Genomic DNA, 25,236 nt, shown 5'->3' on the forward strand with positions numbered 1-25,236 from the left:
TTGTTAGCCGACACCGTTATTGAACTCTTAAAAGAAGAAATCTCTTCTTTAGAATTTGAACGCTACATCAAACAACTTAAATTTAACGAAAAAGCATCCAATTCAGACCAAATGGTTTTTGTCGCTCCCAATATTTTGATTTCCAATTGGGTTAAAACGAAATACGCCGAAAAAATAGCCCATCTTTTTGAACTCAAAACGGGTAAAAAACCCGAAATTAAAATAGTACTCAAAGAACACCTCAAAACATCCAAAGTTAAATCAAGCTCCGTGGAGATGATCGAAGCGATCAAAAACGTTAAAAATACGATTTTAAATCCTTCCTACACGTTTGATAGCTTCGTCGTCGGAAGTTCAAACCAATACGCTTATACCGCCGCAAAATCCATCGCCGAAAAACCGGGTATTATGTACAATCCCGTTTTTATCTACGGACCGACCGGTCTTGGTAAAACCCACCTGATTCATGCGATAGGCAATTATTGTCAAACCAAAGGAAAAATCGTTATTTACGCAACGATCGAGCAATTTATGAACGATTTTACTTATAACCTTCGTAACCAGTCTATGGATCGATTTCGTGAAAAATACCGCAATTGCGATGTTTTACTTATAGACGATACCCAATTTTTATCCAACAAAATTCAAACGCAAGAAGAGTTTTTTCATACGTTCAACGAATTGCACTCTGCCGGTAAACAGATCGTTTTAACGTCCGATAAACCGCCTAAAATGATCAACGGTTTGGAAGATCGTCTGAAAAGCCGTTTTGAATGGGGTTTAATCGCCGATATCGGACTGCCGGAACTTGAAACAAAGATTGCGATTATTAAGAAAAAGTGTGAACTTGACGGCATTAATTTAAACAGCGATATCGTTAATTATATCGCTTCCAATATGGGCGACAATATCCGTGAAATCGAAAGCGCTATTATTAACCTCAATGCCTATGCCTTATTGATGCGCCAAGAAATTACGCTTGATTTTGCCAAAAACGTTATGCGCGAACAAATTAAAGAACGCCGCGAAAATATCAGCCTTGAAGATATTATTCAAATTATCGCAAAAGACCTGAATATCAAACCGAGCGAAATCAAATCGACCAAGCGCAGTAAAAACATCGTCGAAGCCAGACGTATCGGCATTTATTTAGCCAGAACCCTAACCCCTAATTCCATGCCTTCTTTGGCATCGTATTTCGGCATGAAAGATCATACGGCAGTTTCACACAATATTAAAAAAATTAACGAACTAATCGAAACAAACGAAGCCTTTAAACTCAAAGTTGAAGATCTTAAAAATAAAATTTTGACCAAAGAAAAATAAAAAGTTTTAGAGAAAAACGTGATGACATGTGAAAAACAAGAACCAAAACTTTCACTACAAAAAGCCCTATTTTTAGGTATAATGTATCTTGTTTTCACTCATTCAACCCAAACTACTACTTCAACTATTTTAATAAATAATTAAAAAAGGAGACTCAATGAAAGTTTCGATTAAAAAAAGCATTTTAGAAAACATCCTTCTCAATACTCAACCTTACCTTGAGAAAAAAGATTTGAGTCAAATTACTTCACATGTACTTTTATCGACGGAAGAAAATCAACTCGTTATCAAAGCAACCGACTATGAGATCGGTTTGAGTTACCATACTCCCGAAGTTTTGATTAGTGCATTCGGTCAAGCTAGTGCGAACGGAAAAAAACTCTTGGATATTATTAAAAGTTTGAAAGACGATGATATCGTACTTGAAACGATTAACGATTATCTTCATATTCAACAAAGCCATTCCAAATTTAAACTTCCGATGCTCAATCCTTCCGATTTCCCGATCTTTCCGGCAATCGACAACAAACCGAAATTTAACATCGACAGTGCAACTTTGGTACGCGCAATTAAAAAAATTGCCCCTTCCATCGATACGAACAATCCAAAATTTGAACTTAACGGTGCATTGATCGATATTAAAGACAATACGATTCATCTGGTTGCTACCGATACGAAACGTTTGGCGGTTATGAGTATTGAGCAACAAACCGAACACAATTTTTCGTTAATTATTCCTAAAAAAGCCATTTCGGAAATTCAAAAACTCTTTTTCGACGAAATTGAAATTTTCTACGATGAAAATACGTTGATTGCACAATCGAGCTATTTTACCTTCTACACAAAGCTCATTAACGGTAAATTTCCCGATTACGCACGCATTATTCCTAAAACAAAAAATTATTCACTCTCGCTCAGTCGAGAATTAATGATCGATGCAATCAAACAAATTGCAATTATTTCGGCGGAAATTAAACTCACGTTTCAATCCGAAAAGATTATTTTTGAGAGTTTAAACGACGATAACATTGAAGCAAAAACGGAAATAGATTTTCATACGGGACTTGAAAACGAAATTTACCTTGCAGTAAACAGCCGTTACGTTTTAGATTTTCTATCTCACATCGAAAACAACAGTTTTACCTTAGGTTTTAACGATAGCGGTCTTCCTTTTACCTTAGAAAGTGAAAATTTTATGACGATCGTTATGCCGATTATGATATAAGAATTATTAAAGAAGCGGAGAAATTATGAGTACTTACGGTGCAGACAATATTAAAGTTTTAAAAGGCCTTGAAGCGGTTCGTAAACGCCCTGGTATGTATATCGGCGACACGAATATCAACGGCTTACACCATTTAATTTACGAAGTCGTCGATAACTCTATCGATGAGGCAATGGCAGGCTATTGCGATCATATTAAAGTGGAATTGACACGCGAAGGATCGGCGATTATTACCGATAACGGACGGGGAATTCCCGTCGGTTGGCATGAAGGCGAAAATATGTCTGCCGCAACGGTTGTTCTAACCGTCTTACATGCCGGCGGAAAGTTTGACAAAGATACCTATAAAGTGAGCGGCGGTTTGCACGGTGTAGGTGTTTCGGTCGTAAATGCACTTTCGTCTAAACTTGTTGCAACGATCAAGCGCGAGGGAAACGAACATCGCCAAGAATTTGCGTGCGGTATTCCTCAAACGCCTTTAGATATTGTTAAAACCACGAATCGAACGGGAACAACGATTGAATTTTGGCCTGATGGTACGATTTTTGAAACGACAGAGTTTCAATTTGAAATTTTGGCGCAACGTTTTCGCGAACTTGCTTATTTAAATCCTAAAATTAAAATCGAACTTAAAGACGGACGTGACGGACGCGCCGAAACGTACCATTTTGAGGGCGGTATCAGACAGTTTGTTCTTGATCTTAACAAAAAAGAAAAAGTTGCCGAAGCGGTTCACTATACGGCAAGCGTGGAAGACGTAGAAGTCGATATCGCGATGATGTACAATTCGACCTACAGCGAGATCGTGTATTCGTTTGTCAACAACATTAAAACCATCGACGGCGGAACGCATGAAAGCGGTTTTCGCGCCGGTTTGACGCGAGCTATTACCAATTACATCTCTTTAAACGCAGGTATCCGCGAAAAAGATGCCAAAATTACGGGTGATGACGTGCGTGAAGGTTTGATCGCTATTGTGAGCGTTAAAGTTCCCGAACCGCAATTTGAAGGTCAAACCAAAGGAAAGCTCGGAAGTTCGTACGTTAAACCGATTGTTCAAAAATTGGTTTATGAGCAATTAGTTAAATATTTTGAAGAAAATCCGATCGAAGCCAAAGCCATTATGAATAAAGCCCTTATGGCGGCACGCGGTCGTGAAGCGGCTAAAAACGCGCGTGATTTAACGCGTCGAAAAGATGCCATGAGCATCGGTACGCTTCCGGGAAAATTGGCGGATTGCCAAAGTAAAGACCCTTCCATTTGTGAACTTTACCTCGTCGAGGGCGATAGTGCGGGCGGTTCGGCAAAACAGGGACGTGATAGGGTTTTTCAAGCCATTTTGCCGCTTAAAGGTAAAATCTTAAATGTTGAAAAAAGCCGCTTGGATAAAATTTTAAAATCGGACGAAATCAAAAATATGATTACTGCTCTTGGATGCGGTATCGGCGATGAGTTTAACGAAGAAAAATTACGTTACCACAAACTCATTATTATGACCGATGCCGATGTCGACGGTAGTCATATTCAAACGCTTCTTTTAACGTTTTTATTCCGTTTCTTGCGACCGATCGTCGATAACGGTTACGTCTATTTAGCACAACCGCCGTTGTATCGCTATAAAAAGGGTAAAAAAGAGATTTATCTCAAAGACGATACCGAAATGAATGCTTTCTTAATCGAGTCTGGTTTGGAAACGATGGAAATTGAAGGCGTTGGAACGCCGGATTTAATCGATTATTTTAAAATTATCGCAGCGTATCGCGGTATTTTAAAAGAGCTTGAAAAACGCTTTTCGATGATCGAAGTGGTTCGTTATTTAATTGAAAATCCGGATTTAATCTCTCTTCCTTCACACGAGCTTTTCGAAGCGATTAAAGCGTATATTCAAAAAGTCGGATACAATTTATTAAACCATTATATTACGCCTGAGAGTCTTCATCTGTTTATTCAAACCAATGACGGCTTGGAAGAGTTACTCTTAGACGATACTTTTTACGGCAATGCTTTATACGAAGAGGCACGTTATATTTACGGCAAAATTCAAGAGCGCGATTTTGACGTTTTTGAAGGACGCGATCCGATTGAAATTTTAGACGAAATTGAAAAAAATGCTAAAAAAGGCGCTTATATTCAACGTTATAAAGGTCTGGGTGAAATGAATCCAGAACAGCTTTGGGAAACAACGATGAATCCCGAAAACAGGCGTTTATTGCAAGTTAAAGTCGAAGACGCCGAACTTGCAAGCGAAACCTTTACGCTTTTCATGGGCGATGAAGTCGAGCCGCGCCGACAATACATTCAAGATCACGCCAAAGACGTTAAACACTTGGACGTTTAATGCTCTATTCAGAGATTAAGGAAAGAGAAAATCGATTTATTACCGCCTTAAAAATCGCCTTTCCTTTTCTTCTTCTCTTGGGCATATTTTTTCATGCATCACAGCTTTTTAAGCACGATACGCTCAATTTTATTCTTCTCATTTTATTAATTCCCGTTTACGTGTATTACACGGTTTATTTGATCTATTACGGTTTTCAAACGACGCTGATCGATCCGATTACTAAAACATTTAATCGAACAAAAATTCTCTCAAAAATTGAAAAGATCAAACAAAAAGATCAAACACTGATTGTTTTATTACATGTCAAAAATTTGAGTGATATTAACGATCGCTACGGCTTTAATAACGGTGATAGCGTTTTGAAAAAATTGATTGAAAAATTACAAGCGTTTTTGACTGAACATCATTTAAAAAACGTACCGATCGGTCGTTACAGTAACAGTATGTTTCTTTTTTATACGCGTTATCCTTCTTTAGAGCTAAAACACTTTATGATGCTTTTTACAAAAAGCATTCAAAATGTCGGTATCGATAATATCGAAGTTAAAATCGATTTTGCGATGATTGGAGCACATTACGACGAATCGACGGAAAACATCGTTGAAAAATTGATTTTATTGAGCGAAGAAACGGATAAAAAAGAAGAAAAAACAATAGTATTAAAACCCGATGCTATGAATAAAATGATTGTTCATGCTATTCAGGAAAACCGTCTTTTTTTTAAATATCAACCCTGCGTAAAATACGACGACCGTTCCCAAAAACTGTATGAAATTTTAACGCGTATCGATTTACAAGAACAAGGTATTCTTAGTAAGCAACAAATTCAACGTATTGTCAACCATGCGGGATACGAAAAAGAGTTCGACGAAAAAGTTTTTGGGTTGCTTTTAGAAGAGTTAAAACCGCTTTTAGAACAAACCGATGCGTTGTTTTGCATTGAAATTTCGCCGGTTTCGCTGCGAAATACTGCTTTTAAGCGTTACCTTCAAATGCTTTTTAAACGTCTCAAAATCGATCCGAATCGTTTTATTCTTGAAATTATTGAAAAAAAAAGCTACGAAGAGATGGGGCGTTTTAATGAAATTGTTAAAAGTTACCGAGAACTCGGTTTTAAAATTGCACTTGGAAATTTCGGCGGGAATAACGCGAGTATCGAGTATTTAAAATATCTTACGATTGATTGGATAAAATTTGATATTGAATTTACTAAAAATATTGAAGCGGATACGTACCGTATTTTGCTCAAGCATTATATTGAGTTGGCAAGGTCGCTTCACATTCGGACTATGATAAAATTTGTCGATAAAAAGGCTCTTTTTGATAAAGCAAAAGCGTACGAGCCTGATTTTATACAGGGGTTTTATATTTCAAAGCCCAAAACCATAGGAGAAATAGATGAAATACGGTGAAAAAATTATTAAAGAGTTCGATGTTGAAAAAGATTTGGAAATTTGGCCGAATCAACACAAAAAAAATTACGTCATTAAATTGACCTTGCCGGAGTTTTGTTGTTTGTGTCCACGAAGCGGTTACCCCGATTTTGCAACGATTTACATCGATTATATTCCAAACGAATGGGTGGTAGAGTTAAAAGCGATCAAACTTTACATCAACAGTTTTATGAATCGTAATATTAGCCATGAAAATTCGGCGAATGAAATTTACGATCTTTTAGACACTAAACTCAAACCCAAGTGGCTCAAAGTCGTTGCCGATTTTAATCCACGCGGAAACGTTCATACCGTTATCGAGATCGATTCTAAAGTCGTACGAAACGAGAGCACATGTTAAATCCGAAACTCATCGAACAATTCTTCGGCGCGGCGTCTATTCAACGTTGGAACGACTATCCGCGTATGGTGGAGCTGGTAGAACTCGACAAACAAGCACACAAGTTTATTATCGCTTATTTCGTGGCGAAAATGGAAGGCGACGAAAGTATCGATATGCGTTCATTGATTGAAGCGGGTATTTTTGAATTTTTACGCCGTGTGGTCGTGACCGATATTCGTCCGGACGTCTTTCGAAGAGCGCTTCAAAAAAAAGAAAAAGAGATTAATACGTGGGTGCTTTCCCAACTGTACGATTCGCTCAATGAAATTGAAAACGGAGCGTTTTACCGACGGTTTGAGACGTATATCAGCGATAGTTCCATGTATAAAAAAGAGCGTTTTATTTTGAAAGCAGCTTCTTACATGTCAACGCGTTGGGAATTTTCGATCGTGTATCAAACGAGCCAATTTTTAAACAATATCGACCGTGTTAAAGAAGCGGTCGAAGAGGAAATTGAAGATTATTACGAGCTGATTAGCATTCGAAAAATGGCGATGAATAAGAAAATTTCGAAAGTAATCGATCTAAGCGGACGTCTTCGTTTTCAAAAACGTTGGGCGCAAACGCCGCGCATTCCCGAAACGTCCGTTTTGGGACACATGCTGATCGTTGCAATTTTGGGTTATTTTTATTCGCTCTCGGCCAAAGCGTGCGACACCCGTTTGGTTAATAACTTTTTTTGTGCTCTTTTTCACGATCTTCCCGAAGCTTTAACGCGCGATATTATCTCTCCGGTCAAATATTCCGTGAGCGGTTTGGACGACATTATCAGCGAATTTGAAATTAAGATGATCGAAGAAGAGATTTTACCGAATTTACCTGAGGGTCTACTCAAAGAGTTTAAGTATTTGCTCGGTTTGTACGGCGACAATCATAAAGATGAATTTATGAATCGCATTTTTGAGCATGAAATAACGGCGATCGACGATCCTTGCGAATACAACGAAGAGCAATTCCATACCATCGACGGTAAAGCGCTTAAAAATTGCGATAATTTAGCCGCATTTATCGAAGCCACGCTTTCGATTTCGCACGGCGTCAAATCCAAAGAGTTGATCCAAGGTAAAGAACATATTCGTCAAAAGCTCAAAGAAAAAGGGAAAATGGGCAATGCCGATTTTTACGAGTTAGCCTTGGAAATTGAAAACTATTTTGGAGCGTAAAAGAAGTATAAAATAAAAAACCCTCTTCCAGATGGCTGCGGCACACACCTTAAAAAAGTGCTCTGCTGTGTTCCCACCCTGAAGCGATGCTCTTAGAAGACGTTGCACAGGTCTAGAAGAAGGCGAAGCGTATTTTACCCAAAAATTCTTAAAAAACATAGAGGAAGCGTATGGTCGATCCTAAAATTGAAGCAAGTTGGAAGAAGGTTTTATTGGACGAGTTTCAAAAACCCTATTTTGAGACCTTAAAAGCTTTTTTGCTCGAAGAAAAAAAACGTTTTACGATTTATCCAAGCGGTGCTAATATTTTTGCGGCGTTTGATCATACGCCATTTGACAAAGTTAAAGTGGTTATTTTAGGGCAAGATCCTTATCATGGAAAAGGTCAAGCACATGGACTCTCTTTTTCGGTGCAAGAAGGCGTGCCGCATCCTCCCTCTTTGCAAAATATTTTCAAAGAGCTTCACGATGACTTAGGATGCCCTATCCCTCAAAACGGAACCTTGAGCGCATGGGCAAATCAGGGTGTTTTTTTGCTCAACACCGTTTTAACCGTACGTGCGGGCGAAGCTAATTCGCATCGCGGACAAGGATGGGAAATCTTTACGGACGAGGTTATCAAACGTCTAAGTGCGCAAAAAGAGCATCTTGTTTTTATTCTTTGGGGAAGTCCCGCCGGTGCGAAAGCTTCGCTGATCGATGCAAAAAAACATCTCATTTTGCGTTCCGTTCACCCTTCACCTTTATCAAGTTATCGCGGATTTTTTGGTTCAAAACCGTTTTCCAAAAGTAACGACTATTTGATTCAAACCCGACAACAACCGATTCAATGGTGTCTTTCTTAAGCGTCGTTCACGATCGCCTTTACGCGTGGTATCAAACTAACGGTCGTCACGATTTGCCGTGGCGACAGACCGATGATGCGTATCGCATTTATCTCAGCGAGATTATGCTTCAGCAAACGCAAGTTAAAACCGTTTTGGAGCGGTTTTATTTTCCGTTTTTAAAGCGATTTGAAACCCTTCAAAGTGTAGCCGAAGCTCCTTTGGACGATGTTTTAAAAGCATGGGAAGGTCTTGGATATTACACGCGGGCTAAAAACCTTCATCATACGGCGCTGACATGTCAGGGGGTTTTGCCGAAAACTCCCGAAGAACTCGGTGGACTTAAAGGAATCGGGAAAAGTACGGCACATGCGATCTGTGCGTTTGCCTATCGCCAAGCATTACCGATTTTAGATGCCAACGTTAAGCGTGTTTTATGCCGCTATTTTGCCTTACATGTCAAGAATGAAAATGTATTGTGGCAAAAAGCATGGGAGCTTTTGGATACGAAACGCCCCTTTGAGTATAATCAAGCGATGATGGATTTAGGCTCGATGGTTTGTACGTCTAAAAATCCTACATGTAATGCGTGTCCGATGAAACTGACATGTCAAGGCAAAACGAATCCCGAAAGTTATCCGCAAAGCGTTAAAAAACCGAAAATTCCGATTAAAAAACGGTTTGCTTCGGTTGTGATTCAGGAGGGAAAATTAGGATTGATTCAACGTAAAGAGAGGCTTTTACACGGACTTTGGGGTTTTGTGCAAACGGATAAAAAACCCGAAGGTCGTTTTTTAGGTATTGTCCGTCACACCTATAGTCATTTCAAACTCGAACTCGAAGTGTTTCAACCGCGATATTGCGGCAAAGCACTCGACGGTTGGTTTGATGAAGAGGCAATAGCCTCGTTAGCCCTCTCGACGGTCGATAAAAAAATACTACGATGCTGGCGTAGTATGATGATGAAAAGCATCATTTCGAACACCGACTAAAAAGAGCGTCACGCTGCAAAGACTTACTCCCATCATCACGCCCATAACGGGTAAAAGCGTTCCATCATGCAAAAAGCTTGCGACAAAGCCCATCAAAGCACCCATACTGTACTGTAAAACGCCGATAATCGCGTTCGCGGACGCACTGATGTTCGGGAAAAATTCCAACGTCAGTGAAACCGAGTTGGAAAAAATAAAACCTAAAGAGCCGATGTAAAGCATAATCAACGGGAAAATAAAAGCAATGCTTTGATCGCGAAGTATAAAAAGTAAAAAACCCAAAAATGCTTGCAAAACCATACCGAAACGCAAGAGGTAAAAAGGCTCGATACGTTTGACAAGATGGGCGTTGAGCCTACCTGTCAGCATCAGTAAGATGACGTTACTTGCGAAGAAAAACGAAAAAAGCGTCGCTCCGATGTGAAAATGTTCCATATAAATAAACGACGAAGAGGTAATGAACGTGTACATCCCGGATGAGCACAATATTTGCGATACGATCAAAACCATCGCCGTTTTATGGCTTAAAACGCGTTTGTAATTTTGAAAAGGAGTTACTTTCGTGTTGGTTTGCATGCCTTTGGGAAAGAAAAAAAAGTAGATCGTAAGAATCATAAAGGCATAAATGCACAAGAAAACAAAAATACTTCGCCATGAAAAAAGTTTTAAAAATAAAGCACCGAGCGTAGGTGCGATTAACGGCGCGGTTAGCATAATCATAGCAATCAGTGAAAAGACGCGCGCACTCTCTTTACCCTCGTATCGATCGCGCACAGTTGCAGAGACGTTGACCGTAGCGATGCCGCCGCCGAAAGATTGAATCGCGCGTAAAATCCAAAAAAGCGTAATATCATGCGTAAAAATAAGCGCAAAGCTACTGAGTCCGAAAAGAATCAATCCGATGCTAATCAGCGGCTTTCTTCCGTAGGCGTCCGAAATAGGCCCGCCGAAAAGCTGACCCATCGCAATACCGAAGAAAAAAAGACTGAGGCTAAATTCGACATTGGGTATGGAAGTATGAAGGTCGCTTGCGATGGAGGGAAATGCCGGTAAATACATGTCGATCGACAAAGGAGAAATTGCCGATAAAGAGGCGAGAATAAGGATCAACTGACGTTCGCTTAAAGAGTGGTGCATTCTTTTTTTCCGTAATTTTTTAAAAGATTATAGGCGATTAGGTTAAATTGAATGTTAATAAAATCCTTTTGAATGATTTAAGTCGTTGCGTTATACAATAAAGTCAAAGGTGTAAAGGAGCGTCTATGTTGCGAAAATGGTTAACCCTTTTGATCACGGCGTGGCTTTTGCTCGGTTGCAATGATAAAGCGGCGAACCATGCGAATGTTACGGTCGAGGGTGTGGACGCAAACGAGCAAAATGCTATTAAATCGGTTATTTTGAACGGGAAAAACCCTCCCAAAGAGTACCGCGAACTTGTATGGAAAAAACTCAAATGCAGCGATGCAATTAGTCAAAGAATCGGAAAACGGGCAGTTTTTATTGCACATCGATTTCAAGAAAAACAGATTTACGGCGGAGAAGTAACGCGCGAGGCGATCTTCTTTATCGGAAACGATAAGCCGAGCAAGATTATCGATTTTGACGTTAAAACGGCATTTAGCGCATTTTTGGCGACACCGAGTATTCAAGAGATTTTTGCACCTTCGATTTGGGATTTGAAGCGGTTGCACGAATTATTTCCAACAAGTGCAAACGATGCTTCGGCTAAAGAGACGATCAAAGATTTTATTTATTCGATCAAGCGGTTTGCCAAAGAAGATCAAAGTTACCTCGATCAAGCGATTTCCACGGCAAATACGCCGATGTCGATTGCTAATAATACGGCGTTGTTCATTGTTATGCGCCTTTTCCCCGAACTCTTGGAAGAGCTGTTGTTTGACGAAATAACGTACAAGGGCAAATATTATTAAGGAGATACGATGAAAGCTCTTATCTTTAAAATCGCGATAGGGTTTTATTTCAGTATCGGTATGCTTCACGCCGATGCTTTAAGCGAAGGACTCGGTGCCTATGAAAAAGGAAACTATATGGCGGCAAGCCTCTTTTTTGAAGAAGCCTGCGATAATAACGTAATGGAGGCATGCTATAACCTTGCGCTGATGTACGACGAAGGTGTGGGCGTTTATAAAGACGATCAAAAAGCAAGGATGTTATTGACAAAAGCATGTGAGGGAGGATTTGTCGATAGTTGCTATAATCTTGGCATAATGTACGAAAAAGGCGAAGGCGTTACGCAAGATACGATAAAGGCATTCACGCTTTATTATCAAGCCTGCGAAAAAGGACATACGAGAGGGTGCTATTCGACCGCACTCATGTACTATAAAGGTGAAGGCGTGCGAAAAAACTTTGTTGAAGCCGCAAAACTTTTTCAACAAACATGCAATGAAGGTTATGAAAAAAGTTGCTTTAATCTAGGCGTGATGTACCGTGACGGACAAGGCGTGGTTCAAAACAGGCAAAAAGCAATCGAGTTGTTCTCTCAAGCATGCACGATGGGTTTTGATCTCGGATGCAAAAACGCTCTATTGCTCAAAGAGTGATAGAAAAATTATAAGTGTTATTTTGCACTTAAGAATTGAATTAGCGTTTTAATAAGGCGTATTTTAGGGGTTTTTAAAGGAGTGGCCGGGAGAGAGGGATTCGAACCCCCGGAGGTATTACCCTCAACGGTTTTCAAGACCGCCGCATTAAACCGCTCTGCCATCTCCCGAGACGAAGAAACATATTTGCAAATTTTGGAGGCGACACCCGGATTTGAACCGGGGATCAAGGCTTTGCAGGCCCATGCCTTACCGCTTGGCTATATCGCCACCGAATTCTTAAATCAGGTGGTGCCCGGAGCCGGATTTGAACCGGCACAGGAAAAACTCCCGAGGGATTTTAAGTCCCTTGCGTCTACCAATTTCGCCATCCGGGCAACGCATTTCTTTTTTAAAAAAACTAAATGGAGCGGGAAACGAGGTTCGAACTCGCGACCCCGACCTTGGCAAGGTCGTGCTCTACCACTGAGCTATTCCCGCATTTAAAAAAGAGATGAGAGTATAGCAGTTTTTTTGAAAAATGTAAAGTCATCTTCGTTAAATTTGTGAAAGGCAAATTTTTTTAGGGTGGTTTTGCTATAATTTAAAAAATTTTTTAAGGAAGATTGATGCGTAGCGATCAAGTCAAAAAAGGGTATAACAGAGCACCTCATCGGAGTTTGTTTCGGGCAACGGGTCTTAAAGACGAAGATTTTAACAAACCGTTTATCGGCGTAGCCAATTCGTATATCGATATTATTCCGGGGCATTTCTTTTTGCATGAGTACGCCGTGATCATTAAGGACGAGATTCGTAAAAACGGATGCGTTCCGTTTGAGTTTAACACGATCGGCGTCGACGACGGGATTGCAATGGGGCATGACGGGATGCTGTATTCGCTTCCGAGCCGCGAGTTGATCGCCAATTCGATTGAAACCATGATGAATGCACATATGTTGGATGCGATGATTTGTATTCCCAATTGCGACAAGATAGTACCGGGTATGATTATGGGCGCGTTAAGGGTTAACGTTCCGACGGTTTTCGTCAGCGGCGGACCGATGAAAAAAGGTTATACGAAAGAGGGCGCACCGCTTGATTTAAACTCTGCTTTCGAAGCCGTCGGAAAGTTCGAAAAAGGCGATATTAGCGAAGCAGAATTGGTAGATATCGAGTGTAATGCCTGTCCAAGCGGCGGTTCGTGTTCGGGGATGTTTACCGCTAATAGTATGAATACGTTGATGGAAGCCATGGGCATCGCCCTTCCCGGTAACGGTACGATTCCGGCACTCACACCGGAACGCGAAGCGTTAATACGCAAGGCGGCCAAACGTATCTGTGAAATTGCCCTCGACGATCGTTTTAAATTGAAAAATATCTTGAATGAAAAAGCCGTTCGTAACGCATTTGCGATCGATATGGCCATGGGAGGAAGTTCCAATACGGTTCTTCACATGTTAGCCATCGCCAAAGAAGCGGGCGTTAATTTCGCGATTAAAGATATTAACGAAATTAGTAAAAACGTTTCGCATATCGCGAAAATTTCGCCTTCGCTTTCGACCGTTCACATGGAAGACATCAACAAAGCGGGCGGCATGAACGCCGTTATGAAAGAGGTCAGCCGACGCGATAACGGCATTTTGCATCTAGATAATTTAACCGTGACGGGCGAAACGATCGGCGAACGTATCGCTACTGCGGAAATTAAAGATACGACCGTCATTCATACCCTAGAAAATCCTTACTCCAAAGTGGGCGGATTGGCGATTTTATTCGGCAATTTGGCACAAGCGGGATGCGTCATTAAAACGGCGGGTATCGTGGGCGGTCGTCAATTTATCGGTAAAGCGGTTTGTTTTGATTCGCAACAAGAGGCACTCTCGGGAATCGTGGGCGGTAAAGTCAAAAAAGGCGACGTGGTCGTGATTCGCTACGAAGGACCGCGCGGGGGACCTGGAATGCAAGAGATGCTTTCTCCGACCAGTTTGATCATGGGAATGGGATTAGGTGCCGACGTAGCGCTCATCACCGACGGGCGTTTTTCGGGTGCGACCAGAGGATTTAGCATCGGGCACGTCAGTCCCGAAGCTGCCGAGGGCGGGCTAATCGGCCTTCTTCAAGACGGCGATACGATTCAAATCGACGTCGATGCGTACAGTATCGAAGCCTTGATCGACGAGGCGGAATTGGCGCGCCGTAAAGCGGCATTTAAACCCAAAGTCAAAACGATTCAAGGAAGCTGGTTGAAACAATACCGCCAATTGGTGACCAACGCCAGTAGCGGCGCGGTTCTTCGTACCGAAGAGGCGTAATGGCGGATTTTTTCAACCTCTTGTTACAACATACCATTACGATGATGGCAATCGTTGATCCTTTGGGCGTCAGTGCGATTATGCTTTCGCTTTTGCCCCAAAATACGACCAAAGCGCATATCGATAAAATTGCGGCTAAAGCGACGATGACGATTATCGTCGCTTTTTTCGTCGTACTTTTGAGCGGTAATTTTTTACTCAACCTTTTCGGTATTGAGATCGATTCGCTGAAAGTCATGGGCGGTATTATTTTGTTGCTGACGGCAATTAAGATGGTTCAAGGCTCTATGGAGTCGAAAAATCAAACCGAAGAAGAGCGCGAAGAAGCCATCAAAAACGATGAATTTTCGGTTATTCCTTTGGGCATTCCGATTACGTTTGGCCCTGGAATTTTTGCAACGATCATCATTTTACGCGGGCATAGCGAAAGCGTCGCTTCCCTTGCGGCATTGATTATGGCATATCTTATCGTGGCGTTTAGCGTCTATCTTGCGTTTAAAAACAGTATTTATATCCGTCATTATTTGGGCATTACGGGACAAAAGATCGTGAGTCGTTTGATGGGTTTGATCGTCGGAGCGATAGCGGTGCAATTTATCGTAGGCGGCATCAGCGTGCTTGCGAAACATTACATGTAAGGATGGTTTCATGAACCGAGGCGGTTGGACGTGCCCTCACGACGTCGATGGTATTTGCGACATTATTCGCAAAGAGTGTGATCCCGGAGATCGCGGATGCGTGCTTTACGGAAAAGCCAAATTTTCCAATGAAGCGTCTCCTTCCAACGAGGCGTTTGAAAAGCGTATGGAGCGTAAAATGCGTGAAATGCTCGGCGAAGCGTACGATCCTGAGGCGTAATTATTTAAGCGTATAACTCAAAACGATACGAATTTCCACGGGCGATTCGACGCTCGGGAATGTTTTTGAAGCCTGTTTTAACGTCTCAAGGCTGTGTTCGTCTAAAAGCGCATACTTTGACTTTTGGCAGACGTGAGCCTCTTTTACCCCCGCACTTGTCCATATAAAGCATAAAGCGACGGCACCTTCCATTCCCGCACGTTGGGCTCTTTTCGGATACGTTTTTGCCGCTAAAAGTGCCGCTTGAATCTTGTGCGCAATCAGGTTTTCCTGCGCATCGGTCGTATGCTGGAGAGGTTTAGGCATCAAAGCTTCCGTAGTAGTTTCTGCGGATAGAGGGTGCGCTTCTTCGTGCAGCGTCTCGTGAGGCGCACTTAGGGCAGGTGTCGGAGCAACGGTTGCGATCGGCTTAGGCTTGGGTTTGGGCGGCGTCGGTTTAGAAGACGGTTGCGACGGGTGAGTTTCGGCTTTAGGTTCTTCGACGACGTTTGGTACGTTTTGGGGTACGGCGGGTATAGGCGTCGGTTGTTGCGGCGTTAGGCAGATGTGAAAACGCTCTTGTCTCACGGGTTCGCTCGGTTTGCCACGGAGCGTAAAAAACGATATTAAAAGCATTGCGACGCTTACATGTAAGAACAATGAAAGTAAAAAAGCGCGTTTGAGGTACATGTTATCGAGGGAGTACCGCAATGTCGAGGTGTTCCAAACGGCGTGCTTTAAGGTGATCCAAGAGCGTCACGAACAGTCCGAAACGGCTCTGCTCGTCAGCTTGAAGCATTAACGTGTCTTGCGGGTTTAACATGTCAAGCTTTTGGTCGAGATTTTCTAAAGGAAGCGGCTCGTTTTGCCATAAAATCGTTTGGTCGTCTAAGAGCGTAATCGTGTAGGCTTGTTTTTGAGACGGGGTGCTGCTTTGCGTCGCTTTAGGCAAATTGAGCTCTAAGGTGCGTTGGGCGATGAACGTTGAAAGGGTTAATACAATCGTTAAAAGAACCAGCATAATGTCAATAAAAGGGATAATGTTGAGCCCTTCGGGTCGTTTAAGCCGCACGCGATGCCTTCCACTTGGCGCTCAAAACGTCGCATTTGCGCAAGCATGCGCTATAGGCCATAAGCGTCGGAATGGCGACCGTTAAGCCGAGTGCCGTGGCTTTGAGTGCAAGCGAGAGGCCGGTTAAGACCGTATCGGTTTGGATATTGCCGGATTTTCCCATATCGTAAAAGGTAACCATAATGCCTAAAACAGTGCCTAAAAGCCCGATATAAGGTGCGTTGGAGCTGATAATCGATAAGGCGGTCAGGTTGCGCGTCAGATCGGTTTCAAGCGTGTCGATGTCGCGGTAAGGCGTTACATCGATGTTGCGGTAAAAGAAAAAACGTTCCAACGCATAGGTGAGAGCCAGAAGACTCATCACCCCTAAAATACCGAAAATCGCATAATCGATCCAGAATTTTAACGCGTCCATCAATTCCATCCGCGCGAATAGGCTTTAAAACAATCCAAACAAACTTTTTTTCCCTCTTGCAAGCGCATTTTATGCTCCGGCGCGCTCTCGCCGCATACTTCGCATACTTCCGAAGCAAACAAACGTGCCGATTCGGGAAGCTCAAACGTCGGCTCTTTGAGCGTAAAAAGCTCTTCCAGCGGTGCGTTTAAGATCAACTCTTGCATGCTCGCACGATCGATCGTATGACCGAATGGGCGTTTAAAAACGATACGCCCTTTTTTGCCGTTTTTGCGATCAAAAAAACTAAACGCTTGCTTTCCCGTATCTTTATAGATGAGATTGCCTTTGCCGAAACTGCATCCTAAAAGCACTTGAATCGCGTCGACTCCGCAGGCGTCGTTTTCGGTTACGCATACTAACTCTTCGTCTTTGCTAAATCCTACCATCCCTAACCACTCATGAGCGGCTTGCGATGCACGAAATCCGATGGCAAGTCCCGGACATGCGTGTCCGTGGAATGCGATACATTTTTCCCATAATTGTTGCATTAGAAATGTACTCCTACCGTTAACATCACGCTTCTAGGCGCGCCTTGGTAATAACTTGCCGCACCTGCTCGCGTATCGTCCGAAGCACTGATAGCCGATACATATTCTTTATCGAAAATATTATCCACTTCCAGTGCAACCCTAAGTGTCGCTTTATCGTAAAAATTCTTTTGCGTATAAGCAAACTGAGCGTCGAATAGCCAACAATCGTCGATTTTATCGTGATTGCCCGCATCGCCGTAGCGCTCGCCTAAATACCGTGCCATAGGAATAAATTCGAAACGACCGATTTTATATATTATACCCGTTTTCGCCATCCATTTGGGCGTATCGACGATTTGGTTGTCTTTGGCATTAAGCGTCGTGCCTTGATAACTAATATCCTCGTCGTAGGTAAAGTGTACGTAGGTCGGATTGACGAAAAACGTTAATTCGTCGTTAATAAAAGCGTTGATTTCCGTCTCAATTCCGTAGCTGGTGGCTTTTCCGATATTTTGCTGATAGCTAATCGGTAAACCGCCCGAGAGTACCCTGCTATCGGAAACATTGGTCAGAAGGTTTTTGTGTTTTCCGTAAAACAAGGTCGGCGCAATTTCGAAGCTATCGTTTTTGTAACGTACGCCTACGTCGAAATTATCCGATTTCTCAAGATCGTATCCGTCGAAAAGGTCTTGAACGCTTACTCCTGCGGCTTGAAACTGCGTGCGATAAGTATTGTACGTGTTCATAATCGGTAAGTAGGAATAGGGACGGATAAAGCTTTTACCGTAATTGGCATACGTTTGCCATGCGGCATCGAAATTATATGAGACGCCAAACGTCGGTAAAACGATCGAATAGGTTTCGCCGTCTCGATCCAAATCGCTTGCCCTAACCAATCCGTAAGGTGCGGAAGTGCTTGTCGTATAGCCTAAACTGTCGGCATCTTCGAAACGAAAATATTTTAATCCGCCTTGCCAACTAAAGTCGCCGACGTTTCCGGAGAGTTTGAGGTAAGGACTATTAAGATAGGTGTCGCCCGAAGTACCGACGACGCCCATCCCTCGATACGAGAGCCCCGAAGAGGTGATGGCATAATTTTCGGTTGAGATTTCCATCAGCGATTTTTCGAAATGATAGCCTACCACCGCCTTAAACAGGTCGTAACGGGCTTCAAGTTCGCTCATCATACCGTAACGCTCGATGTCGCGAACGCGTTTTTGAACCCTTCCTCCGTTGCTGGTGACGCCTTGGTAGATTTCGGTGTCTTCTTTGGAGTAGTAGGGCTTCAGATTTAAGGCGTAGGTATCGTTAAACGAATGCGTTAAAATCGCTATCAGGTCATCGTTTTGATATTCGCCTTTGTTGTAGTCGTAGTAGTAAATATCTTGCGCCGCGCTTCCCGTCAAGGCTTTGTTATAATCGACGTTGTAGTTGGCTTTAAGATTTTGGGTTTGCGCATACGAAAGCGGTCGGTATAAATTTTGGTCTTGGTCGTTATGGTTGTACCACAATTTAAGCGTCGTCGCTTCGCCGATCGGTTGGACGAGAGAAAAGTTGGCGTTGACTCTAGGTCCTAAGTCGCCGTCTCCTCGCCATTTGTCGGCTTGCGCGTAGGAGATAGCTCCCGAGACACGCGTACCGCTTTCATTAAGAATACCGCTATCGAGCCTAAAATAACTTCGCGTATAGTGATCGCTCCCGATCGTTTGCGAGAGGTCAAAGCCGAACGCTTCTTGTGCCCATCTGGGATGCAACGTAATCGCACCGCCTCTGGAACCCACACCCGTGCCGATATCCGAAGGAACGCCGCCTTTATAGATCGAAAGCGATTCCATATTTTCCATATCGTAGAGATAATCTCTAGGTCCGATGGGATTTCCGCCGTAATTGGGAACGCCCTCTACCGTCAGTGCCCCCATAGAACTTCTAACGCCGCGCATCCGTACGGTACTTTGCTCGATCGCAAGACCGCTACTATCGACATTTTCGACGCTAACGCCCGGTAAAATCGATAAGGCTTCGTAAACGCTCGTCGTTGCCTTGACGCCTTGAATTTCCATGCCTTTTTGCGTCACTTCACTGCCCGTGTAGACGCTTTCTCCCGTTTGTTTCGTCGGATTAATCAGACGTTCCGCTTCCACTTCCACCGTTTCGAGATCGACACCGTAAAGCGTCGAAAGGCTCAAAGCGGCAAACGATACCTTTATCCAATGCTTGTGTTTCAAAACTTTCCCCCTTTAATAACACGTATTTTTTTAAAATAATTCGTATTACTATAGGTTAATTAAGCTGTAATACAAATAAATTATAAATAATATTTTTGATAAATTCAAATATTATTGAGGCGTAAAAGTCTTAGTGGCGGTGCCCTTGAGCGATAGATTCATGGTGATGTCCGTAATAAACGAAGGTATGCCCTTCGCTGACATGTAAGGATGCGGCGACCTCAAAGAGCTCTTCGAGCATCGAAGCTTCAATATGCGAGGTCTCAATATCGTGCAGTAACGTGCCTTGTTTGAGCATTAAAAGGCGATCGGTGTAATGAATGGCGTGTTGAATGTCGTGCAGAACGATGAAGGTTATAAGCCCTTTTTCACGCGTCAGTCGATGGATGGCTAGAAGCATTTCAAGTTGGTTTTTAGGGTCTAAGTGTGAAATCGGCTCATCTAGCAGTAAAATTTTCGGTTCTTGCAATAACGCCGATGCGATCATCACTTTTTGACGTTCGCCGCCGCTGAGTTCCGTGACGCTCATCTCAAGAAGCGCAAGAAGGTCAAATTGCTCGACGCTTTGTGCGATGAGGTGTTTATCGGTTCGCGAAAGTTTGATTCCGCTGTGGGCACGACGGCCGAGTTCCAAAACTTCCAACGTCGTCGCTTGCGAGGGCGTATTGAATTGAGAGACGTAGGCGATATAGCGTGCCAATTCCGCCGCTTTTAAACGACTCAGATCCACGTCGTCTAGCATCACGGTACCCAAAGGGGAGGGAATGAGCCCCACCAGATGTTTTAAAAGCGTACTTTTGCCCGCTCCGTTGGGACCGATGAGCCCTACGACTTCGCCTTCGCGTGCCGTACACGAAACGGCTTTAAGAAGCTCTTTACGTTTCAAGCGGTAGGTAAGATCGTGAAGGTAAAGGCTCATCGGCGGCGTCCTTGCGATACGAGAAGGTATAATAAAAGCGGTGCGCCGATAAACGACGTTAAAATGCCTACCGGAAGCGTTACGGGATGCAAAAGCATACGTGCGGTGAGATCGGCGCCCAAAAGCAATGCTCCTCCGCATAAAGCCGAAAGCGGTATTAACGCTCCGTGCGCACTTCCTAAGACAAGACGTACCGCATGCGGTGCGATGAGCCCGATAAAGCCGATAATCCCGAAAAAGGCAACGGCGATAGCGGTACAAAGCGTCGAAAAGAGAATGACGCCGATGCGAAAACGCTTGACTTCCACGCCTTTGTTAAACGCGTTTTCGTCTCCAAATGCCAATGCGTCAAATTTCCAATGTGCCGCCCAGAGATAAAGAAGCGATGGAATCAAAAAAAGTACCATCGCTCCAAGCGTCATAGCGTTGGCTTTGCTCAAATCCCCAAACGTCCAAAAGAGCGTTGCGGCGGCATTGATATCGCTGGTAAAGTACTGTAAAAACATCGTTCCCGCATGAAACAAAGAACCTAACCCCACGCCCGCCAAGATCAAAGTGTGCGGGATCATGCCCACAAAATGCGAAATCCATACGATGAGTAGCGCGCACACGATGCTTGCACCGAAGGCAAAAAGCGCGATATTGAGTTTGAGCCACAGAGGATGCGTCGAAATATCGGATGCACTAAGTGCGATAATCGCAAATGCCGCTCCAAATCCAGCCGCTTGCGAAATGCCCAAGGTAAAGGGCGAAGCGAGCGGGTTGCGTAAGACGCCTTGCATCGCCGCTCCCGAGAGTCCCAAAAGCATGCCGACGAGCAATCCTGCGAGTGCGCGCGGTAAGCGTATGGAAAAAAGGATCATCGAAAAGCTTCCGGAGGAAGGCTCCAGTCCTATGAGTTTGAGCGTATCGCGTACGACGACACCTCCCGTTCCGCTAATCATATTGAGCCATAAAAGAAGGATAATCGTCAGCGATAAGAACGCAAAAAGTCCGAATCGCTTGAGCGTGCGCTTGCGATACAGAAGATGCAAACTCATAAAGGCGGATACTGCAATTGAGATAAAAGCTTCGCACCGTGTTGCGGGTAAAACGCCTCGTAGATTTTTTCCGCTTCGGCTTTGACCTCGACTTTGGCACCTAAGCCGCTTGCGATTTGCCATGCGATGACGAAGAGGTTTTCGATATTGGTGCTGTAGTAGTTATAGCCTAAAACGGTTTTGAGCTGTGCCGTTTTGTACGCGCTGAGCGAATCGTACAAGGCTTTGTGTTCTTGGTACTCCTCTTGAATTTTGGCTTGACCGAAAAGATCGACGAAAATGATTTCCGGATCGCTTTTTAAAAGAGCCTCTAGCTCGATAAACCGGTGTCCTTTGAGTTTTGTCTGTTCAAAAACGCAGTTTTTGAGCCCGAGAAGTGCAAACGGAGGATAATCCACTTCGGTACTCGTGAGCCCTTGGACGCCCTTATAGCCTACACCGCCGACGTAAACGCGTTTTTTCTCCAACGAAAGCGAACGCAAGGTTTTTTCTTGATTTTCGATAAACGCGACGAGGTTTTGCGCGCGCGGTAGCGTTTGCGTGATTTCCCCTAAGAGCAGAAGCGACTTTTTGACCTCTTCAAGATTTTTTTCTTCCGTACCGCCGTAAGACGCGCCGTAGCTGAGGGCAATAATCGGTATATGCGTTTTAGAAGCGATCGTCTCGATTTGGTTTTGATCGACGAACGAAGTGACGATGAGGTCGGGTTGAAGTGTCAGCAACGCTTCCATGTCGGGCATTTTACCCGGACCTCCCGGACCGATTAACGGAAGTTTGTCGATAGTTTCCGCACCCATAAACGTACGGTACGGCGATAAAAAAGAAGCCTCTTTTTCGATTTTTTCAATGCCGACCAGACGGCTGTTAAGTCCCAAATACGTTCCCAAACGCAATGCGCCAGGACCTAAAAAAACCAATCGGGACGTTGTGCTAATTTCAACGTTTCGACCGAGCATATCCGTATACGATTGAGCGAAAAGCGTACCGGCGAAAAGCAGGCACGCAAGGATTATTTTTTCCATGAGATGAGTTTCACTCCTGAGGTGGTTTCAAAGGCGACATCGCCGTTTGCGTTTTGCATCGACGTTATGCTCGACTTTAGGGCTTGCATGTTCGGCTGGGCGCGGTTGATGCGAAGATGCCATAAAACCGACTCCAACGCTTTAGCGTAAGGCATTACATGTAAACGCGTATCTTCCAAATAACATTCATCATATGCGATACGATTTTGCTCTAGCCACCGAAGGATCAATTCGGAGCCTAAAGGAGCCTTGAGCGTGAGTCCGTGCGCTTCAAACACGGGACCTAATAAACCGGAGATGCGCTTTCCCGCCCATCCCAAATAAACACACGCATACGACGAAAGGGCGTGAAAACGCTCGATATGTTCGGGTGTTTGGAGTGCTGGGGACATCGAAGAGAAGCAAATATCGAAAGTTCGATCGCTTTGAAAATCATCCCACGTCCCGCAAAAAAAGTCGAATTTATCCCCAAGGTTTGCTTGATCGGCGTCTTCTTTGAGGACGTTTAGCATCTCTTGCGAGAGATCAAGTGCGCTTACATGTAAGGCTTTGTTCGCGAGGTGAAGCGTGTAAACACCCGTGCCGCATCCTACGTCTAAAAGCGTTTTTCCTTCAAAATCGATACCGTTTTGAGCGAGCGATCGAAAGATGCGCTGTTGAAACTCCGTGAGGTTGAAAGAAAAGCGCGGATACTGTTTGGCTTTTTGATCCCATAAGGAGCGGTTGGCGGAGGCGTTGAACATTTTTAGACCCCATAAATAATACCAATTCTATTTCGATATTATTCTAGCGTTCCTCGCGTTAATCAAACCTGAAAACCAAACCGACTAGCTTTTGGGTTTATACCCGATTCTAAATCCGCCCCAATGGCGAGCGCGTACGTAGATCGGAATGGAAATATCGTGCATAATATCGCCGTTCTCACGGATATAGGTTTGCAGTAAAACGCGTTTTTCGTGATTGGCTCCGCGAACGCCGCTATCGGTAAAGATACGTTTTGAGCGATTTTGGAAAAGGTCTTTTTGGTAATCGCCGCTCAGCGGTGCGCGTGCATTATGCGTCGAGATGTATCCTGATTTGTGCATGGCGACGGCATAAAAAAGCGTTTGCTGATTTTCTTTCATTAACGTATCGACAACGATCGGAAATGCCTGATCGGTAAAAGCATCGTAGCGATTGGTAAATTTTTGCGGGTCGGTACCCGCAATCGGCTTGAAATTCGTGTCGAAAATATCGTCGATACTGAGTTGTCCGCGTTGAATCGCCTCTTCAAAAATCGCTTCGATCGCTTGTTTTGCACCGAGGCATTTTTGGTACATCTGCTCGTGGTACTCGTCCATCGCAAACGCGCTAAGATTTTCGTGTGCACTTTCGGCACTGCCGATAATGGCTTGCGTTTGTCCCGAGATGGACTTCATCTCTTTCGTACCCGATTCAAGCTGGTCGCTGATTTTATCGATCGCATCGCGAATCGTGAGCAATTGGTCGCTATTATAATGCGAACTTGTCGCGATATGATCGATTTGCTCTTCGATTTTTTCGGCGTTTTGAATAAAGTTTTTGATCTCCTCTCCCACGCTTTGAACCGTTTGCGACGCACGATCGACTTCATGACGCAAGGCTTCGATGCTGTTAAAAACGTCGATCGTGTCTTGTTGAATCTCCTTAACGATCATCGTCACCTCGTTGGTCGATTTGGACGTGCGCTCGGCAAGGTTGCGTACTTCGTCCGCTACGACGGCAAATCCTCTACCGTGTTCGCCCGCCCTTGCGGCTTCGATAGCGGCATTGAGTGCTAAAAGATTGGTTTGATCGGCAATGTCGTCGATGACGGTCGTGACATTTTGAATGTTCAGCGATTTTTCTTTGAGTTCGTTAACTTTGCGCGAAGCATCGGCGGTTTGCGCATTGATATTCGCCATATTGGCGATAATCTCGCTTAATTCTTGAACGCTTTTTTTACTTTCGCTCATAGAGAGTTTGGCAAACGAAGAGGCGTCTTGGGAGTTGGTGCTGACGCGATTGACATGTTCAAAAATATTTTGAGCCGATTCGGAAATCTTACCGATAGAATGAGCTTTTTCTTCCAATTTCTTAGACATAGCGTCGATGGAAAACATCAAGCGCGCCGTCGAAATCGAATTGCGGGCGGCACTGTTGGAATAATGCTCGCTCAACTCGATCAGCAAGGCGATGAGCTCATAAGGCTCGCCCAGAAGTTCTCGAATAAGAGGTTCGTCTTTTTCGAGTGCGTTAAAAGAGTGTTTCGTCTTCTCTCGTGCGCTTTTCGCGCGTGCTTTGAGGTCGCTAAACAACCGAATTGCTTGAGAAAGAGGGCGGATCATTTTGACGTATGCCGCAAGAATGAAAGAGAGTAAAAGTCCGACTTCCAAGCCAAGTGCGAGAAAAACGGGCACTCCCAACGCAACGCTTAAGGCGATGCATACCGATGCGATGATGAAAAAAGAGCCGAGCAACCGATACGAACGTTCTAACATGTCAAAGCCTTTGCGGTTTAAAAGTGTTATGGTAAAGAAGGCGTATATGGCATAGATTTTTTACAAAATCCGGTGCTTAAGGGTCTTGAGAACTTTGCTTCCAAAACGTCTCAGCGTTTTGTAAGAGCTCTAAG

The 25,236-nt window shown here is 43.7% G+C and carries 24 protein-coding genes, 4 tRNA genes and 1 other RNA gene; 13 read left to right on the top strand and 16 right to left on the bottom strand.

Annotated elements, in window-relative coordinates; genetic code table 11:
• The 6 genes from dnaA to NL930_RS00030 all read left to right on the top strand — a co-directional run bounded on the left by dnaA (nt 1) and on the right by NL930_RS00030 (nt 7,891).
• On the top strand, nt 1-1,326 hold the full coding sequence (gene dnaA / locus NL930_RS00005) for a chromosomal replication initiator protein DnaA (RefSeq protein ID WP_041962779.1): 1,326 nt from the start codon (nt 1-3) through the stop codon (nt 1,324-1,326).
• A gap of 157 nt (nt 1,327-1,483) precedes the next feature.
• On the top strand, nt 1,484-2,551 hold the full coding sequence (gene dnaN / locus NL930_RS00010) for a DNA polymerase III subunit beta (RefSeq protein WP_254376946.1): 1,068 nt from the start codon (nt 1,484-1,486) through the stop codon (nt 2,549-2,551).
• Between the two features lie 25 nt (nt 2,552-2,576).
• Nucleotides 2,577-4,889 (top strand): DNA topoisomerase (ATP-hydrolyzing) subunit B, encoded by a 2,313-nt coding sequence (gyrB, locus tag NL930_RS00015; protein ID WP_254376947.1) that lies wholly within the window; start codon nt 2,577-2,579, stop codon nt 4,887-4,889.
• Nucleotides 4,889-6,304, top strand: a complete 1,416-nt coding sequence (locus NL930_RS00020) for a GGDEF domain-containing protein (protein ID WP_254376948.1) — start codon at nt 4,889-4,891, stop codon at nt 6,302-6,304. The genes gyrB and NL930_RS00020 overlap by 1 nt, the downstream gene beginning before the upstream one ends.
• The gene (gene queF, locus NL930_RS00025; protein WP_039671798.1) at nt 6,291-6,686 is read left to right on the top strand and encodes a preQ(1) synthase; all 396 of its coding nucleotides are present in this window, start codon (nt 6,291-6,293) and stop codon (nt 6,684-6,686) included. The genes NL930_RS00020 and queF overlap by 14 nt, the downstream gene beginning before the upstream one ends.
• Entirely contained in the window at nt 6,680-7,891 is a 1,212-nt protein-coding gene (locus NL930_RS00030; protein ID WP_254376949.1) for an HD domain-containing protein, read from the top strand. The genes queF and NL930_RS00030 overlap by 7 nt, the downstream gene beginning before the upstream one ends.
• A 21-nt stretch (nt 7,892-7,912) precedes the next feature.
• On the opposite strand, the gene ffs is transcribed toward NL930_RS00030, so the two are convergent.
• Nucleotides 7,913-8,010, bottom strand: an RNA gene (gene ffs, locus NL930_RS00035) — signal recognition particle sRNA small type.
• A 51-nt stretch (nt 8,011-8,061) separates the two neighbouring features.
• Between ffs and NL930_RS00040 the strand changes: the two genes are divergently transcribed.
• Together NL930_RS00040 and mutY are read left to right on the top strand one after the other, a co-directional pair.
• Nucleotides 8,062-8,736, top strand: a complete 675-nt coding sequence (locus NL930_RS00040) for a uracil-DNA glycosylase (RefSeq protein WP_254376950.1) — start codon at nt 8,062-8,064, stop codon at nt 8,734-8,736.
• Nucleotides 8,721-9,707 (top strand): A/G-specific adenine glycosylase, encoded by a 987-nt coding sequence (gene mutY / locus NL930_RS00045; RefSeq protein ID WP_256497264.1) that lies wholly within the window; start codon nt 8,721-8,723, stop codon nt 9,705-9,707. The genes NL930_RS00040 and mutY overlap by 16 nt, the downstream gene beginning before the upstream one ends.
• On the opposite strand, the gene NL930_RS00050 is transcribed toward mutY, so the two are convergent.
• On the bottom strand, nt 9,654-10,844 hold the full coding sequence (locus NL930_RS00050) for a multidrug effflux MFS transporter (RefSeq protein WP_039671794.1): 1,191 nt from the start codon (nt 10,842-10,844) through the stop codon (nt 9,654-9,656). The genes mutY and NL930_RS00050 overlap by 54 nt on opposite strands.
• A 125-nt stretch (nt 10,845-10,969) precedes the next feature.
• Here NL930_RS00050 and NL930_RS00055 point away from each other — a divergent pair, with 125 nt between their 5' ends.
• Together NL930_RS00055 and NL930_RS00060 are read left to right on the top strand one after the other, a co-directional pair.
• A complete protein-coding gene (locus tag NL930_RS00055) occupies nt 10,970-11,638 on the top strand; it encodes a hypothetical protein (RefSeq protein ID WP_254376952.1) in 669 nt (222 codons plus the stop codon).
• Between the two features lie 9 nt (nt 11,639-11,647).
• A complete protein-coding gene (locus tag NL930_RS00060) occupies nt 11,648-12,271 on the top strand; it encodes a tetratricopeptide repeat protein (protein WP_254376953.1) in 624 nt (207 codons plus the stop codon).
• 82 nt (nt 12,272-12,353) lie between these two features.
• Here NL930_RS00060 and NL930_RS00065 read toward each other — a convergent pair.
• The 4 genes from NL930_RS00065 to NL930_RS00080 all read right to left on the bottom strand — a co-directional run bounded on the left by NL930_RS00065 (nt 12,354) and on the right by NL930_RS00080 (nt 12,751).
• Nucleotides 12,354-12,441 (bottom strand) — tRNA-Ser (locus tag NL930_RS00065).
• 26 nt (nt 12,442-12,467) lie between these two features.
• Nucleotides 12,468-12,541 (bottom strand) — tRNA-Cys (locus NL930_RS00070).
• Nucleotides 12,542-12,560: 19 nt separating this feature from the next.
• Nucleotides 12,561-12,648: transfer RNA gene (locus NL930_RS00075), tRNA-Leu, on the bottom strand.
• Between the two features lie 28 nt (nt 12,649-12,676).
• Nucleotides 12,677-12,751: transfer RNA gene (locus NL930_RS00080), tRNA-Gly, on the bottom strand.
• Between the two features lie 128 nt (nt 12,752-12,879).
• Here NL930_RS00080 and ilvD point away from each other — a divergent pair.
• Genes ilvD through NL930_RS00095 form a run of 3 tightly spaced genes read left to right on the top strand, consistent with a single transcriptional unit; the run spans nt 12,880 to nt 15,420 of the window.
• On the top strand, nt 12,880-14,562 hold the full coding sequence (gene ilvD, locus NL930_RS00085) for a dihydroxy-acid dehydratase (RefSeq protein ID WP_039675424.1): 1,683 nt from the start codon (nt 12,880-12,882) through the stop codon (nt 14,560-14,562).
• Nucleotides 14,562-15,200 carry a MarC family protein gene (locus tag NL930_RS00090; RefSeq protein ID WP_060824933.1) on the top strand — a complete coding sequence of 213 codons (639 nt, stop codon included), beginning with the start codon at nt 14,562-14,564 and terminating at the stop codon, nt 15,198-15,200. Before ilvD ends, NL930_RS00090 begins: the two co-directional genes overlap by 1 nt.
• 10 nt (nt 15,201-15,210) lie before the next feature.
• Nucleotides 15,211-15,420: a hypothetical protein gene (locus NL930_RS00095; RefSeq protein ID WP_254376954.1), complete on the top strand. Its 210-nt coding sequence runs from the start codon at nt 15,211-15,213 to the stop codon at nt 15,418-15,420.
• Here NL930_RS00095 and NL930_RS00100 read toward each other — a convergent pair whose 3' ends face one another.
• The 10 genes from NL930_RS00100 to NL930_RS00145 form a co-directional block, all read right to left on the bottom strand.
• Nucleotides 15,421-16,110 (bottom strand): TonB family protein, encoded by a 690-nt coding sequence (locus tag NL930_RS00100; RefSeq protein WP_254376955.1) that lies wholly within the window; start codon nt 16,108-16,110, stop codon nt 15,421-15,423.
• A complete protein-coding gene (locus tag NL930_RS00105; RefSeq protein WP_039675418.1) occupies nt 16,091-16,471 on the bottom strand; it encodes a biopolymer transporter ExbD in 381 nt (126 codons plus the stop codon). The genes NL930_RS00100 and NL930_RS00105 overlap by 20 nt, the downstream gene beginning before the upstream one ends.
• Nucleotides 16,461-16,886: a TonB-system energizer ExbB gene (gene exbB / locus NL930_RS00110; protein ID WP_039675416.1), complete on the bottom strand. Its 426-nt coding sequence runs from the start codon at nt 16,884-16,886 to the stop codon at nt 16,461-16,463. Before exbB ends, NL930_RS00105 begins: the two co-directional genes overlap by 11 nt.
• Nucleotides 16,886-17,416 carry an FmdE family protein gene (locus tag NL930_RS00115; RefSeq protein WP_254376956.1) on the bottom strand — a complete coding sequence of 177 codons (531 nt, stop codon included), beginning with the start codon at nt 17,414-17,416 and terminating at the stop codon, nt 16,886-16,888. The genes exbB and NL930_RS00115 overlap by 1 nt, the downstream gene beginning before the upstream one ends.
• A complete protein-coding gene (locus NL930_RS00120; protein ID WP_254376957.1) occupies nt 17,416-19,623 on the bottom strand; it encodes a TonB-dependent receptor in 2,208 nt (735 codons plus the stop codon). The genes NL930_RS00115 and NL930_RS00120 overlap by 1 nt, the downstream gene beginning before the upstream one ends.
• Before the next feature lie 130 nt (nt 19,624-19,753).
• Nucleotides 19,754-20,542, bottom strand: a complete 789-nt coding sequence (locus NL930_RS00125) for an ABC transporter ATP-binding protein (RefSeq protein WP_039675410.1) — start codon at nt 20,540-20,542, stop codon at nt 19,754-19,756.
• A complete protein-coding gene (locus NL930_RS00130) occupies nt 20,539-21,582 on the bottom strand; it encodes an iron ABC transporter permease (RefSeq protein ID WP_039675408.1) in 1,044 nt (347 codons plus the stop codon). The genes NL930_RS00125 and NL930_RS00130 overlap by 4 nt, the downstream gene beginning before the upstream one ends.
• Complete coding sequence (locus tag NL930_RS00135) at nt 21,579-22,604, bottom strand: ABC transporter substrate-binding protein (RefSeq protein ID WP_039675406.1); 1,026 nt, start codon at nt 22,602-22,604, stop codon at nt 21,579-21,581. Before NL930_RS00135 ends, NL930_RS00130 begins: the two co-directional genes overlap by 4 nt.
• Nucleotides 22,592-23,347 (bottom strand): class I SAM-dependent methyltransferase, encoded by a 756-nt coding sequence (locus tag NL930_RS00140; RefSeq protein ID WP_039675404.1) that lies wholly within the window; start codon nt 23,345-23,347, stop codon nt 22,592-22,594. Before NL930_RS00140 ends, NL930_RS00135 begins: the two co-directional genes overlap by 13 nt.
• A gap of 84 nt (nt 23,348-23,431) precedes the next feature.
• Entirely contained in the window at nt 23,432-25,102 is a 1,671-nt protein-coding gene (locus tag NL930_RS00145; protein WP_254376958.1) for a methyl-accepting chemotaxis protein, read from the bottom strand.
• Between the last annotated feature and the right edge of the window lie 134 nt (nt 25,103-25,236).

The sequence above is a fragment of the Sulfurospirillum sp. hDNRA2 genome (assembly GCF_024206095.2).
GTDB lineage: Bacteria > Campylobacterota > Campylobacteria > Campylobacterales > Sulfurospirillaceae > Sulfurospirillum.